Genomic DNA, 13,096 nt, shown 5'->3' with positions numbered 1-13,096 from the left:
ACCGCGTGGAAAGCTGCACGACACCACCCCCGCTTTTGACTCGACCCGCCTGTCTCTTGGGTCGGCGGAAAGCGGCCGTCAAGGCCGATGCCGGTGCTTGACCGTCAGCCCAGCGTCAGCCGCCAGTCCCAACGCAGCGGATCGCCGTCCATCACCTCGACCCCGCGGGCGATCAGGGCGTCGCGAATCTCGTCCGACAGGGCGAAGTCCTTTTCGGCGCGGGCGACGGTGCGGCGCTCCAGTTCGGCCTCGATCGCCTCCGGCGCGATCTGCGCATCCTTGGGCTGGAGGCGCAGGTCCGCACGGCTGAGCGTCAGCAGGTTCAGGCCCAGCGCCTGATCGAAGGCGGCGATCAGGCAGAGCTTTTCGTCCACCGGCACCTTCTTGATGCCGATCGCCTCTTCCAGCAGCGGAAGGGCGCGCGGCGTCATCAGGTCGTCGGTTATCGCCGCGTCGAACTGTTCGAGCAGCGGCGTCAGCTTGGGATGGAGGTTGGCGCGCAGATAGTCGAGACGCGGGGATTGCCAGGTCACGCCCTCGGCGCGGGCCTTCAGGCCCTCGACCCCCATGATCAGTCGCTTGAGCCGGGTCAGCGCGGCGGCCAGATTGTCGGCGCTGAATTCCAGTTCGGACCGGTAATGGGCGCCCAGGCACAACAGACGGTAGGCGATGGGATGCACGCCCGCGTCGATGAGGCTGAAGAGGGTAGTGAAGCCGCCCTTCGACTTTGACATTTTGCCTTGGCGGTCGACCAGGAAGTTGTTGTGCATCCACCAGCGCGCGCCGGTGAAGCCGGCCGCCGCCACACCGGGATCGCCGCAGCAGACATGGAAAGCCTGGTTCTGGGCGATTTCATTGGGATGGTGGATTTCGCGATGGTCGATGCCGCCGGTGTGGATGTCGAACGGCTGACCCAGCCGGGTCTGCGACATGACGGAACATTCCAGATGCCAACCCGGCGCGCCCTTGCCCCAGGGGCTGTCCCATTCCATCTGGCGCTGCTCGCCGGGCGGCGACTTGCGCCAGATCGCGAAGTCGGATGGGTTGCGCTTGCCCGCGACGGGATCGATCCGGGCGTGCGCCGCATCGTCGCGGCCGCCGGCCAGCGCGCCATAATCGGGCACGCTGCTGCTGTCGAAATAAAGGCCGCTGTCCAGTTCATAGCAATGTGTCGGCGCGATCTTTTCGGCAAAGGCGATCATCTGCGGCACATAGTCGGTCGCGACCGTCCATTCGCTGGGCGACAGGATGTTAAGGTCGGCGATGTTCTGCTTGAAGGCCTGCGTATAATGGGCGGCGATATCCCAGATGCTCTTGGCCGATGCGCGCGCGGCCGCCTCCATCTTGTCGTCGCCTGCGTCGGCGTCACTGGTCAAATGGCCGACATCGGTGATGTTGATGATGTGGGTGACGGCCAGCCCTTTCCACAACAACGTCCGGCGCAGCGTGTCGGTGAAGACATAGGCGCGCAGATTGCCGATATGGGCGTAATTATAGACCGTCGGGCCGCAGCTATAGACGCGCGCATGATGATCCTCGATCGGCGCGAATGGCTCGATCGTGCGGATCAGACTGTTGAACAGGCGCAGCGGCGCGGGGATATGCTGGTCGTCGGACATGGGATACGCCATGTCGCGAAGCGTCGTGAGGGTCAATCCTTCCTTGCCATCCCCATGAGGTCATTATGTTACTTAGCTAAGTAACGACAATGGGTGAAGCAATACAAATGTCCAACTTGCTGTCTCTTTCGCGCAGGGCCGCCCCCGTCCATGACCTGCTGTCCATGACGTGCGCGACATCGTCAGATTGTAATAAAATGTTGCAGGCGGGCTCATCCCTTGCGGCCGGGCATTGAGCATCCGATATTGTCGATGCGGGCCGGGCCCCTCTGGCGACATGGATTTCCCCCTTATCCCTGTCGCGATGTCGGACCGCATCGGGTGTGCCCGGTGCTGGTTTTGCGGTAATTTGCCCCCTCTCGTTGCCGCAGGAGACCGCACCGGGCCACTCGAACCACATTGGATGATGGAGTGAGTGTTTCCCATGAATAATCCCGTTCGCATGTCGGGCTATGGCGCCAGCCAGACGGCGCAGACCGACGCCGGCCTGCGCGCACACATGCTGGGCGTCTTCCGCAATATGGGTCTTGGCCTGGTCATCACCGGCCTGGTCGCGGCGCTGGTCGGCAATATGCCGACGCTGGCCGCCGCCATTTACGGCACGCCGCTCAAATGGGTGGCGATTTTCGCGCCGCTGGCCTTCGTGTTCTTCTTCAGCTTTCGCATCGACAGGATGACGACCGCGACCGCGCGCATGACTTTCTGGGCGTTCGCGGCGGTGATGGGCGTGTCGCTGGGCAGCGTGTTCCTGGTCTTCACCGGCGGCAGCATCGCCCAGGCCTTCTTCTCGGCCGCGGTCATGTTCCTCACCATGGCACTGTGGGGCTATACAACCCAGCGCGACCTGACGAAGATGGGCAGCTTCCTCATGATGGGCCTGATCGGCATCATCGTCGCCAGCCTGATCAACATCTTCCTGGGGTCTTCGGCGATGCAGATGGTCATCTCGATCATCGGCGTGGTGGTCTTCACCGGCCTGACCGCCTGGGACGTGCAGCGCATCAAGTCGGACTATTTCGTCTATGCCGGGCATGAAGTGGCGCAGAAGATGCAGGTCATGGGCGCGCTGTCGCTGTACCTGAACTTCGTCAACCTGTTCCAGATGCTGCTCAGCCTGACCGGCGAGCGGGAATAAGCGGATGCGGGATCAGGCTGCCGTATCGGCCATGCTCTGCCCGGTCTGTCATGTCGGATTGGCGATGACGGATCGGCAGGGGGTGGAGATCGATTATTGCCCGCAATGCCGGGGCGTCTGGCTGGACCGGGGCGAGTTGGACAAGATCATCGAGCGGTCGGGGCAGGCAAGCGCCCCGTCGCCGCCGTCCGCGCCCTTTGGGCAGGCCAGCTATCGTCCCGATCGCGATTATCGGGATGATGATCGGGGCTACCCGAAAAAGCGAAAGAAAAGCTTTTTGGAAGAGTTGTTCGATTAAAAGAAGGCCGGTCCGTTGAGGGCCGGCCTTTTCTGCAATGGGCGTGCGAAAGAAGAGAGACCTCTTAAATTCACGGAACAAGCGCAACATCTGCGAGAGAATGTTTCGTTAAATATAATGGAAGTCGCGCGCTCTATTTTTTCATATCCTTTTAGGCGAAGGCGCGGGCCTTATTTTTCTGCGCGATGCGCTATCTGCTCGGATTGCATCGACCACGCAACGTGCACCTAGCGCCCTAAAAAAAGGGGCCGCCCTTGCAGGCGACCCCTTCCCTATCCTCTCCCCTGTAACAGGGATGATCCGTCAGCGCCTTAGTCGGCCTTAGACTGGAGATTCACCGCGGCGTATTTGCCGCGACGATCGACTTCCAGTTCGAAGTCGAGCCGGTCGCCCTCATTCAGGGCGGCCATGCCGGCGCGTTCGACGGCGCTGATGTGCACGAAGGCGTCGGGCTGGCCGTCATCACGCTGAATGAAGCCGAAGCCCTTCATCGCGTTGAAGAACTTCACGGTGCCGCTGGAGCGCTCGCCGGTCAACTGACGCTGCGGGCCGCCACGGTCCGGCGCGCCACCGAAACCACCGGCGCGAGGTTCACGCGCTTCACGCGGCGGACCGCGATCGGTGACGGGGAGCGGTTCACCGTCGATCACCAGATCGGTCGCCGACACCTTGCCGCCACGATCGACCAGGGTGAAGCCGAGCGGCTGTCCTTCGGCCAGACCGGTCAGGCCGGCCTGCTCGACGGCGCTGATGTGCACGAACACGTCTTCGCCGCCATCGTCACGAACGATGAAGCCGAAGCCCTTTTGTCCGTTGAAGAATTTTACGACGCCCTTGCCTTCGCCGACGACCTGGGCAGGCATGCCGCGACCACCACCGCCGCCGCCGCCGCCGAAACCACCGCCGCCGAAGCCGCCGCCACTGCGACCACCGCCAAAGCCGCCGCCGCGATCACCGCCGCCGAAACCTCCACGATCGCCACCGAAGCCGCCGCCACCGCCGCCGAAGCGATCACCACCGCCGAAACCGCCGCCGAAGCCACCGCCGCCGCGGCCGCCCTGATCGTAGAAATTGTCGTCGCCGAAACCGTCGCGCTTGTCCTTGCCGCGCCCGCCGCGGCGACCTCTATCAAAACTCATGCCCTGTTAGTCACTTTCGCTTCGCCCCAAGACCAATCGGACAAACACATGTCGGGCGAATGACATGCAGAATCCACCGCAGACGCGGGTTTGGGAATCACTATATCAACTTTTCAGACCAGCGCGAATGATTTTCACTGTTGCGGTCCTGTTCCGTTCCAATTGGCCAAAATGACCTCCAACGACCACCATTCGCCGAGCGAATACGGCCTTTTGTCGCGAAGATCCGGCCCGGCAAAGCCTTGATTGCGGTCGGCTCTGTTTCGCCATAAGGGAAGAGCATGACCGTCCATTTCCATGAAGAAGATCTGCCCGCTGGCGTGCTCGCCCCCGGCCCGATCGCCATCGACACCGAAACCATGGGGCTGATCACCCCGCGCGACCGCCTGTGCGTGGTCCAGATCAGCGATGGCAAGGGCGACGAGCATCTCGTCCGCTTCAAGCCCGGCAGCAATTACGCCGCGCCCAACCTGCGCGCCGTGCTGGCCGATCCTGAGCGGCTGAAACTCTATCATTTCGGCCGGTTCGATCTGGCAGCGATCAAATATTATATGGGCGTGGTCGCCGCGCCCGTCTATTGCACCAAGATCGCTTCGCGCCTGATCCGCACCTATACCGACCGCCATGGCCTGAAGGAACTGGTCCGCGAACTGCTGGGCCAGGACATCAGCAAGCAGCAGCAGTCGAGCGACTGGGGCGGCCCCGTCCTGTCCGACGCGCAGAAGGATTATGCCGCCTCGGACGTGCGCTACCTCCATGCGCTGAAAGCCGAACTGGACAAGCGCCTGATCCGCGAAGGGCGGATGGAACTGGCCCAGGCCTGTTTCGACTTCCTGCCCCATCGCGCCGAACTCGACCTGGCCGGATGGCCGGAAATCGACATCTTCTCACATATGTGACGCAGGCTGAAAGGTCCAACCATGTCCGTCCAGGCCGATCAGCAACGCGATGTCCGCCGCCTATGGGCGCAGCCGGGCGGTAGTCACGACCGGCTGGTCGCGCTGCTCAAAAACTGGCTGCCGGTCGCGGTCGGCGTGCTGGCCGCGCTGCTGGCGACCGCGCCCTTCACCGGCGGCGACAAGGTCAGCTTCGTGCTCGACAAGAACAAGGTCGAGGTGGCTAAGGACCGGATGCGGCTGACCGAGGCGCTCTATCGCGGCGAGGACAGCAAGGGCCAGCCCTTCTCGCTGCGCGCTGGCTCTGCGGTGCAAAAAAGCTCGCGCGAACCGATCGTGGACCTCAACAGCATGTCGGCGCGCATCCTGCTGTCGGACGGCCCCGCCGTCCTGACCGCGCAGAAGGGGCGATATGACATGGATACCGAGCGAGTCGGCATTGAAGGGCCGGTGCAGTTCGAGGCTGCAGGCGGATATCGCCTGACCACCCGCGACGTCGGCATCGACCTCAAGACCCGGCGGATGCGCAGCGCGGGCCGCGTGGACGGGCGCATCCCGATCGGCACCTTCAGTGGCGACCATCTGGAAGCGGACATGGGCGCGCGCACGGTGACATTGAATGGCCGGGCAAGCTTGCGTATCGAACAAAATGGCCTCAAAGGGCGAAACTGATGACACGCACCCTGATCCTGCTCTCGACCGGCTTGGTGGGCGCCGCCGCGATGATGTTCGCCGGCGCGAGCGCCCCTTCCTTCGCGCAGGTGTTCAGAAATCATGACAGCAATGCGCCCGTCAATTTCAACGCCGATCGGATCGAGGTGCAGGACCGCGCCGATCGCGTCGTGGTATCGGGTAATGTCGTGGTGACGCAGGCCGGCATGACGCTGAACGCCGCGCGCATGACGGTCGCCTATAGCAAGCAGCCGAGCGGCGGATCCAATGGCGTGGACATCGACCGAATCGACGCATCGGGCAACGTCGTGGTGACCAAGGCGGATCAGACTGCGCGCGGCAACGTGGCCATTTACGACCTCAACAGCAAACTCATCACCATGTTGGGCAATGTCACGCTGACGCAGGGGTCGAACCGCCTGAGCGGCGGGCGTCTGGTCATGGACCTCAACAGCGGCCGATCGACTGTCGACGGTCGATCGTCGGGCGGCGTGCCCGGCGCCGCGACCAGCCCCAGCGGGCGCGTGTCGGGTACATTCACGGTGCCCCAGCGCAAGAATTGACGGGCTAGAGGGGCTTGTCGCCCCATCATCCTATTGCGTCGCCAGCAACAGGTCGCGCAGGTCGGTGAGGCTGGGCAATATCTGCGCGCAGGCGAGGACCAGTTCCTCGGTCGGGGGCAGCAGGTCGGGCACCATCACCGTCGCGATGCCCGCCGCCATGGCGGAGCGGACGCCAACATGGCTGTCCTCGACCGCAACGCAGTCCGCCGGATCGATCCGCAGCAGACGCGCCGCCAGCAGATAGGGTTCCGCGTGCGGCTTAGGCTGGTCGACATCGCTGCGCGTCACCACCACGTCAAAATAATGGAGCAGGCCGCTCTTCTCCAGCCGTTGCTGCGCATAGGGTGCGGCGGTCGACGTGGCGAGCGCCATCGGGACGCCCGCCTGCGCCAGATGATCGAGCAGCAGGCGCGCGCCGGGGCGCAGCAAGATGCCGGCGTCAACAGCGGCCTCGAACAGCGCGTCGCTGTCGGCGTAGAAGCGAGCGAGCGGAAAGTCCGGCCCCAGATGCGCCGCCAACATCCGCTGATTTTCGTCGCGGTGGATGCCGACCATCGACAGCAACAGGTCATCCGCCATCGGCCAGCCGATCGCTTCGCCCGTTTCGGCAAAGGCGCGCCGATGCGCCGCCTCGGTATCGAGCAGGGTGCCGTCCATATCGAAGATCACCGCGCGGACCGGGTTCGGCAGGGTGGATGCGGCAGTCGCGGCGGTGGATTGGCGTAACGCTTGGATCATGGCGCCAATATGGCCGCCTATCGTTCCAATTCCATTGCAAAGCGCGGCGCGGCGGTTGCGTGGGATGGCCGCCGCAAGCTGCGCTTTGCCGTGAAACTATTCCATCACCTGCGCCGACCATGTCCTGATCCAGTGCCAGGCGCCGCGGCATTCGCCCATGCTGGTGGCTTCGATCAGGCGGAAGCGGGCGCCGTCCCAGACATAGGCTTCGCTGCCGCCGCAATCGCCGATGCCGCGCCCCTTGGCGAAGCTGTCGAGCCGCAGCTTGCGGCGGTCCAGCCGACATTGACCAGCATTGGCCGGGCCTCCTCCTCGCTCCAGCCTGGTTTATAGTCGAAGCTGGCGAGGCGGAAAGCGCGCCGGCCGGCGATGCCGGTGGCGATGACCGGGACCGAGGTGAAATTATAGGCGCCGCTGCCGCAGGGGACGAGGATCAGCGTTTCGGTACGCGACAGGCGAAAGAGCTGCGGCGGCTCCGCGCCCTTCATCTCGTCGGTGCAGCGGGTGAATTTGCCGAGCGCGGTCAGTTCCTCCCGCCACAGGGCGGCGGGTGCGGTCGCACCGGGCAAGGGTGCGCGCTTGATGATCGGTGCGGCGGGCGCAGCGCGCACGGCGAGCGGGCCAAGCGGACCGGTGGCGACCAGTGCGGTGCTGGTCCCGGCCCGCCCCTGCCGCGCATCCATATAGCGCAGGGCCGCGCCGGACCCGGCCAGCGACGGCTTGCCGATCGCGCGATTGCCCATGCGCAGTTCCAGTATGCTGCCGCGCGCCATGGCGATGGCCAGCGCGGCGGCCTGCGGCCCTCTTATGGTGGCGTCGCCATCGCGGCTCATGGCGCTGGCGATCCGGCGTCCGTCGACATGCACGCTGATCTCGCCACCGCTATTGGTGTCGCGGCTGACCCAGACTTCGGTGGCGGCATCCGGCCCGGCGTCGCGGACCACCCCGACCATCACCGGACTGTCCGGCCAATCCGCACCCTCGGCGAGCAGGGACACGGTTTCGCATCGGTTGCGATTGTCGCAGCCGATGGTCCAGTCCTTGTAGGTTTCCAACACGCCGGGCTTGGGCGCCTGCATCTTGGCCTGCGTTGCAGGCCCTTGCGCGGACCCGACGCCCGACCAGCCTAGGGCCGCCAGAGCGACCATGAAAAAATCTTTTGCCCCCATGGGTTAACCATAACCGATTTGCAGGGACGATGGTAGCGTTTCCGTTACGGAGCCGACCTGATCGATATCACAGGCTGAGCATCACGCCCGCCAGCGCCGCACTCATCAGGTTGGCAAGGCTGCCGGCGACCAGCGCCTTCAGCCCCAGCTTCGCGATCATCGGCCGCTGGTTGGGGGCGAGATTGCCGGTGACGGCCATCTGGATCGCGATCGAGCTGAAATTGGCGAAGCCGCACAGCGCGAAGGTGATGATGGCGATGGTCGCGGGCGACAGCGCGCCCTGCACCTGGCCGAGGTTGATATAGGCGACGAATTCGTTGAGCACGACTTTCGTGCCGAACAGGCCGCCTGCCACCTGCGCTTCGGCCCAGGGGATGTTGAGCAGATACATGACTGGCTGGAACACATAGCCCAGCAGCATCTGGAAGCTGAGGGTCGGATAGCCGAACCACGCCCCGATGCCGCCCAATATGCCGTTGGCCAGCGCCACCAGCGCGACAAAGGCCAGCACCATGGCGCCGACCGCGACGGCGAGTTTGACACCTGTCTGCGCACCCTGCGCCGCGGCCATAATCAGGTTGGCGGGCTTTTCCTCATCATGGCTGGCCTGCGGCATGGGTTCGCCCGGCGTGCCTTCGGGCAACAAGGCGGCGGGGCCGGCGCCGCTGATCCGGGTTTCGGGCAGCAGCAGGTCGGGATGGTCGCCCAGCGGCAATTCGCCCTGCACCGGCGCGCGCGGGTCGGGCATCATGATCTTGGCCATCAACAGGCCGCCGGGAGCCGCCATGAAGCTGGCCGCGAGCAGATAGTCGATCTTGATTCCCATCGAGGCATAGGCGGCCAATATGGTGCCCGCCACGCCCGCCATGCCGCTGGTCATCACCGCGAACAGTTGCGGCGGGGTGAGGCCGGCCAGATAGGGACGGATGACGAGCGGGCTTTCGCTCTGCCCGACGAAGATGTTGGCGGCCGCGCACAGGCTTTCCACCTTCGACACGCCCGTCACCCATTCGATCGCGCCGCCGACCCAGCGGACGATGAACTGCATGATCCCCAGATAATAGAGGATCGACACCAGGCTGGCGAAGAAGATGATGACCGGCAGCGCGGCGATGGCGAAGCTGGCCCCGCCGATTTCAGGCTTGGCCAGCGGGCCGAAAATAAAGTCGGTGCCCGCCTGCGCATAGCCGAGCAGGTTGGCGACCCCGCGCGACATGCCCGCGATGATGCCGCGCCCCGCGGGCACATAGAGCACCAGCAGGGCGATCCCCGCCTGCAACAGGAAGGCCGCGCCCACCACCCGCGGCTTGATGGCGCGACGATCCGACGAAAGAGCGAAAGCGATGGCGAGGATCAGGAGAATGCCGGCGAGGCCGATGAGAAGATGCATGAAGCGCTTTCGCGTGGGAAGGACAAACCTGCGCGACTATATGGGCCATGTCGCGGGGTGGCCAGAGCGTTTGATGGCTACAAAGACGCTACATTGGGCAATCGGCCGGAGACATGCCGCCATTAGGGACGATTCCGAGGGTCTTTGAGCAACAAGACAAGAGGGATAGGGTAGATGGCTGGACATGACGACGCGCACGACCATGGGTTGATGCACGACCTGGAACAGATGCGCGCGCTGGCGCGAGAGAGCATCGGGCGGCGGCGCACCTTGCGGCTGCTGTTTTCCGCGAGCGGCGCGGCGCTGATCGGCGCCTGTGGCGGCGGATCGGGATCGTCGAGCGGATCGACCGCGACGCCCACCCCCACGCCTACGCCCACACCAACCCCGACGCCGACACCCACCCCGACACCCACCGGCACCTGCATCGCCGATCCGACCGAAACCAACGGTCCCTATCCGGCCGACGGGTCCAACAGCAGCAACGGCAGCGTGGTCAATGTGCTGGACGACACGGGCATTGTGCGCACCGACATCCGGTCGAGCTTCGGATCGTCGAGCGGCACCGCGGCGGGTATCACCATGACACTGACCATCACGGTCGTGAACGTCAACAGCAGCTGCGCCGCGCTGGAAGGCTATGCCGTCTATATCTGGCACTGCACCCGCGACGGGCTCTATTCGCTCTACACCGTGCCGGGCGAAAATTATCTGCGCGGCGTGGGCGTGACCGACGCCAACGGGCAGGTGACCTTCACCAGCATCTTCCCCGGCTGCTATTCCGGCCGCTACCCGCATATCCATTTCGAGGTCTATCCGAGCCTGGCGCGCGCCACCAGCTACGCCAATCGCGTGCTGACGTCGCAATTCGCCATGCCGGCCGACGCCTGCACCACGGTCTACGCCACCAGCGGCTATACCAGCAGCAAGAGCAATTTCGCCAGCATATCGACCAGCAGCGACAATGTGTTCGGCGACAATACGTCGGCGCAGGTGACGGCGATGACGCCGACGATGACCGGCGACATCACCAACGGCTATACCGGCGCGGTGACGGTCGGCTTGGCGATTTGATCGGATCAGCGTGCAGATGACTTTGCAGGAGGCGCATTCCGCCGATATGCTGGCGCCCATGGATGGTTCGCGCATATTGGTGGTAGACGACGATGCGGACATCCGCACGCTGCTGTCGGATTTTCTGAAGCAGCATGGCTTTGCCGTGACCGCGGTGGCCGACGGTGCCGCCATGGATCATGTGCTGGCGGCGCAGGATTTCGATATCGCGGTGCTCGACGTGATGATGCCGGGTGAGGACGGGCTGTCGATCCTGCGGCGGCTGTCCGCGCGCGGCGGCCTGCCGGTCATCATGTTGTCGGCGATCGGCAGCGACATCGACCGGATCGTCGGGTTGGAAATGGGGGCGGAGGATTATCTGCCCAAGCCGTGCAACCCACGCGAGTTGCTCGCCCGCGTCCGGACCGTCCTGCGCCGCCATCGGCGACAGGTGGCGGAGACGGCCGAACCGAGCGGCCGGAAGCTGCGCTTCGCCGGCTGGCATGTCGACATGACGGGGCGGCTGCTGACCGATCCCGACAATGTCGTCGTCACCCTGACCGATGGCGAGTTCCGGCTACTGCGCGCCTTCATCGACCATCCCCGCCGGGTGCTGAGCCGCGACCAGTTGCTCGATTATTCGGCGGGCAATGACAGCGAGAGCTATGACCGGGCGATCGACGTGCAGGTCAGCCGGCTGCGGCGCAAGCTGGAGCGTAGCGCGCGGACCGAGGGTACGGACGAACTGGTCCGCACCATCCGCAACGAAGGCTATATGTTCACCGCCGAGGTCCGTCCGGCGTGAACCCGCGCCTGGGCCGCCTGAACCCGTCGATCCTGACCCGCATCGTCGCGCTGGTCGCCGCGACCCTGCTGCTGGCGCTGGGGGCGATGATGCTGGTCGCCTTTCGCGGGCCGCCGCCGCACAGCCGCCCGATGATGCTGGGCGAGGCCGCCGCCTTGTTGCAGGGCGCCGCCGCCCCGGCGGGCAGTTGGACGGTGGCGCGCTATCGGTCCGATCCCGCCCCACTGGCCGAACCGGGACAGATGGAGGACCGGCGCGCTGCGGCGCAAGTCGCTACGCTGCTGGGCGCGCGCCCGGCTGACGTCCGCCTGGTGCGTGAATTACCGCCGATGCGGATGGCCGATCCCGATCGGAAGGCTTGGCCCGTGCCCGGTTCCGGGCCAAGCTTCGGCCCGGACGGGACGATGCTGCACCGCGCCTTCCTGTTGGCGCGGCGCACGGCCGACGGCTGGCAGGTGGTTCAGGCGCGGCAGGGGGCCAATGGGCGCTGGTACGCCATCACCCTGTCGCTGATGGCGGGCATTTTCATCCTGCTTCTGCTGCCGGCCTATTGGGTGGCGCGGCGCATTACCCAACCGATCCGGCGACTGGCCGACGGCGCGGCGACCGAACGGCCCGAACGCGCCGACCCCCTGCCGCTGACCGGCCCGCCGGAGGTGCGCGCGGTGGGCGCGGCCTATAATCATATGCGCGCGCGGATCGCCGATTATCTGAACAAGCGCACGGCGATGCTGGTCGCGATCGCGCACGATCTGCGCACGCCCATGACCCGCCTGTCCTTCCGGCTGGAGGCGCTGCCCGACGGGCCGCGCGCCAAAGCGCAGGCGGATGTGCAGGAAATGCGCGCGATGGTTACCGACCTGCTGGATTTCATGCGTGGCCAAGGCGAGGGCGCGGCGCAGGTGCGGGTCGACCTGTCGGCCATAGTCGAGACGCTGGCCGACGATCTGGCCGATATGGGGCAGGATGTGGCGGTGACGCACAGCAGCCGCGCGGTGGTGCGCGGCGACGCGGTGGCGCTGCGGCGCTGCATCGCCAATCTGGTCGAAAATGCGGTGCGCTATGGCGGATCGGCGCGGATCGCGATGACCGTGACGAACGGGCGCGTCACGGTGGCGGTCGAGGATGACGGGCCGGGCGTGCCGGACGCGGCGATCGAGCGGCTGTGCGAGCCCTTTTATCGCGGCGAGGCGTCCCGCAACCGGGAAACGGGCGGCGTAGGCCTGGGCCTGTCCATCGCCCGGCGGATCGCGGACGGCCATGGCGGCACCCTGGCCTTCGCCAACCGCGCCGGGGCCGGCAACCCCAGCGGTTTGCGGGCCAGCATCACCCTGCCGCTGGACCGCTGAAACCCCGGAGAGATCGCCGATCAGTCGCCGCTTTCGAAGGCGAGCGAGACCCAGGACGCCATGGCGTCCACCGCCAATGGCGACAGGCGGATCGCGCGGCGACGCCGGCTGCTGGGCGAACTGCGATGTTCAGCCAGCAGGCCGGGACTGTCAGGATTTCCGTGTGCGGCCGGGCGGTTGATCATCAGGCCGCCATGGCTCTGATGAAACGTTCGCCGAAGATCACGGCAAATTGCGCCTTCGCCATGGTCCACTCACGTGGTGGCATCT

At 65.3% G+C, this 13,096-nt stretch carries 13 protein-coding genes and 1 pseudogene; 8 read left to right on the top strand and 6 right to left on the bottom strand.

Annotated features, from left to right (window positions below; translation table 11 throughout):
• Window positions 1-104: 104 nt before the first annotated feature.
• Window positions 105-1,619 (bottom strand): cysteine--tRNA ligase, encoded by a 1,515-nt coding sequence (locus tag EWH12_RS17240; RefSeq protein ID WP_066605816.1) that lies wholly within the window; start codon window positions 1,617-1,619, stop codon window positions 105-107.
• A gap of 424 nt (window positions 1,620-2,043) precedes the next feature.
• On the opposite strand from EWH12_RS17240, the gene EWH12_RS17235 reads away from it, so the two are divergent.
• Window positions 2,044-2,754 carry a Bax inhibitor-1/YccA family protein gene (locus EWH12_RS17235; protein WP_129927322.1) on the top strand — a complete coding sequence of 237 codons (711 nt, stop codon included), beginning with the start codon at window positions 2,044-2,046 and terminating at the stop codon, window positions 2,752-2,754.
• A gap of 4 nt (window positions 2,755-2,758) precedes the next feature.
• Window positions 2,759-3,052, top strand: a complete 294-nt coding sequence (locus EWH12_RS17230) for a TFIIB-type zinc ribbon-containing protein (RefSeq protein WP_129927321.1) — start codon at window positions 2,759-2,761, stop codon at window positions 3,050-3,052.
• 311 nt (window positions 3,053-3,363) lie between these two features.
• Here EWH12_RS17230 and EWH12_RS22925 read toward each other — a convergent pair whose 3' ends face one another.
• Complete coding sequence (locus tag EWH12_RS22925) at window positions 3,364-4,191, bottom strand: cold-shock protein (RefSeq protein ID WP_129927320.1); 828 nt, start codon at window positions 4,189-4,191, stop codon at window positions 3,364-3,366.
• 281 nt (window positions 4,192-4,472) lie between these two features.
• Here EWH12_RS22925 and EWH12_RS17220 point away from each other — a divergent pair, with 281 nt between their 5' ends.
• Genes EWH12_RS17220 through EWH12_RS17210 form a run of 3 tightly spaced genes read left to right on the top strand, consistent with a single transcriptional unit; the run spans window position 4,473 to window position 6,322 of the window.
• On the top strand, window positions 4,473-5,090 hold the full coding sequence (locus tag EWH12_RS17220; RefSeq protein WP_066605827.1) for a ribonuclease D: 618 nt from the start codon (window positions 4,473-4,475) through the stop codon (window positions 5,088-5,090).
• A 21-nt stretch (window positions 5,091-5,111) separates the two neighbouring features.
• Window positions 5,112-5,759 carry an LPS export ABC transporter periplasmic protein LptC gene (locus EWH12_RS17215; protein ID WP_066605830.1) on the top strand — a complete coding sequence of 216 codons (648 nt, stop codon included), beginning with the start codon at window positions 5,112-5,114 and terminating at the stop codon, window positions 5,757-5,759.
• Window positions 5,759-6,322 (top strand): LptA/OstA family protein, encoded by a 564-nt coding sequence (locus EWH12_RS17210; RefSeq protein WP_066605832.1) that lies wholly within the window; start codon window positions 5,759-5,761, stop codon window positions 6,320-6,322. The genes EWH12_RS17215 and EWH12_RS17210 overlap by 1 nt, the downstream gene beginning before the upstream one ends.
• A 30-nt stretch (window positions 6,323-6,352) precedes the next feature.
• Here EWH12_RS17210 and EWH12_RS17205 read toward each other — a convergent pair whose 3' ends face one another.
• From EWH12_RS17205 to EWH12_RS17195, 3 genes and pseudogenes are all read right to left on the bottom strand, one after another.
• Window positions 6,353-7,060, bottom strand: a complete 708-nt coding sequence (locus EWH12_RS17205) for an HAD family hydrolase (protein WP_129927319.1) — start codon at window positions 7,058-7,060, stop codon at window positions 6,353-6,355.
• A gap of 96 nt (window positions 7,061-7,156) precedes the next feature.
• A pseudogene (locus EWH12_RS17200) lies at window positions 7,157-8,229 on the bottom strand (DUF1176 domain-containing protein).
• A 67-nt stretch (window positions 8,230-8,296) separates the two neighbouring features.
• Window positions 8,297-9,619 carry a NupC/NupG family nucleoside CNT transporter gene (locus tag EWH12_RS17195; protein WP_129927318.1) on the bottom strand — a complete coding sequence of 441 codons (1,323 nt, stop codon included), beginning with the start codon at window positions 9,617-9,619 and terminating at the stop codon, window positions 8,297-8,299.
• A gap of 174 nt (window positions 9,620-9,793) precedes the next feature.
• Here EWH12_RS17195 and EWH12_RS17190 point away from each other — a divergent pair, with 174 nt between their 5' ends.
• Genes EWH12_RS17190 through EWH12_RS17180 form a run of 3 tightly spaced genes read left to right on the top strand, consistent with a single transcriptional unit; the run spans window position 9,794 to window position 12,826 of the window.
• Complete coding sequence (locus EWH12_RS17190; RefSeq protein ID WP_129927317.1) at window positions 9,794-10,693, top strand: dioxygenase family protein; 900 nt, start codon at window positions 9,794-9,796, stop codon at window positions 10,691-10,693.
• 16 nt (window positions 10,694-10,709) lie between these two features.
• The gene (locus EWH12_RS17185) at window positions 10,710-11,477 is read left to right on the top strand and encodes a response regulator (protein WP_129927316.1); all 768 of its coding nucleotides are present in this window, start codon (window positions 10,710-10,712) and stop codon (window positions 11,475-11,477) included.
• Window positions 11,474-12,826 carry an ATP-binding protein gene (locus EWH12_RS17180; RefSeq protein WP_242496107.1) on the top strand — a complete coding sequence of 451 codons (1,353 nt, stop codon included), beginning with the start codon at window positions 11,474-11,476 and terminating at the stop codon, window positions 12,824-12,826. The genes EWH12_RS17185 and EWH12_RS17180 overlap by 4 nt, the downstream gene beginning before the upstream one ends.
• A 20-nt stretch (window positions 12,827-12,846) precedes the next feature.
• On the opposite strand, the gene EWH12_RS17175 is transcribed toward EWH12_RS17180, so the two are convergent.
• Window positions 12,847-13,011, bottom strand: a complete 165-nt coding sequence (locus EWH12_RS17175; protein WP_242496106.1) for a hypothetical protein — start codon at window positions 13,009-13,011, stop codon at window positions 12,847-12,849.
• Window positions 13,012-13,096: the final 85 nt, after the last annotated feature.

It is taken from the genome of Sphingobium cupriresistens (assembly GCF_004152865.1).
In the GTDB taxonomy this organism is placed as follows: domain Bacteria; phylum Pseudomonadota; class Alphaproteobacteria; order Sphingomonadales; family Sphingomonadaceae; genus Sphingobium; species Sphingobium cupriresistens.
This window is presented reverse-complemented; position numbering and strand designations above follow the sequence as displayed.

Bases quoted from the DNA above. Each gene is read 5' to 3' on its own strand.
- EWH12_RS17240 (WP_066605816.1), bottom strand. From the start codon at position 1,619: ATGTCCGACGACCAGCATATCCCCGCGCCGCTGCGCCTGTTCAACAGT.
- EWH12_RS17235 (WP_129927322.1), top strand. From the start codon at position 2,044: ATGAATAATCCCGTTCGCATGTCGGGCTATGGCGCCAGCCAGACGGCG.
- EWH12_RS17230 (WP_129927321.1), top strand. From the start codon at position 2,759: ATGCGGGATCAGGCTGCCGTATCGGCCATGCTCTGCCCGGTCTGTCAT.
- EWH12_RS22925 (WP_129927320.1), bottom strand. From the start codon at position 4,191: ATGAGTTTTGATAGAGGTCGCCGCGGCGGGCGCGGCAAGGACAAGCGC.
- EWH12_RS17220 (WP_066605827.1), top strand. From the start codon at position 4,473: ATGACCGTCCATTTCCATGAAGAAGATCTGCCCGCTGGCGTGCTCGCC.
- EWH12_RS17215 (WP_066605830.1), top strand. From the start codon at position 5,112: ATGTCCGTCCAGGCCGATCAGCAACGCGATGTCCGCCGCCTATGGGCG.
- EWH12_RS17210 (WP_066605832.1), top strand. From the start codon at position 5,759: ATGACACGCACCCTGATCCTGCTCTCGACCGGCTTGGTGGGCGCCGCC.
- EWH12_RS17205 (WP_129927319.1), bottom strand. From the start codon at position 7,060: ATGATCCAAGCGTTACGCCAATCCACCGCCGCGACTGCCGCATCCACC.
- EWH12_RS17195 (WP_129927318.1), bottom strand. From the start codon at position 9,619: ATGCATCTTCTCATCGGCCTCGCCGGCATTCTCCTGATCCTCGCCATC.
- EWH12_RS17190 (WP_129927317.1), top strand. From the start codon at position 9,794: ATGGCTGGACATGACGACGCGCACGACCATGGGTTGATGCACGACCTG.
- EWH12_RS17185 (WP_129927316.1), top strand. From the start codon at position 10,710: ATGACTTTGCAGGAGGCGCATTCCGCCGATATGCTGGCGCCCATGGAT.
- EWH12_RS17175 (WP_242496106.1), bottom strand. From the start codon at position 13,011: ATGATCAACCGCCCGGCCGCACACGGAAATCCTGACAGTCCCGGCCTG.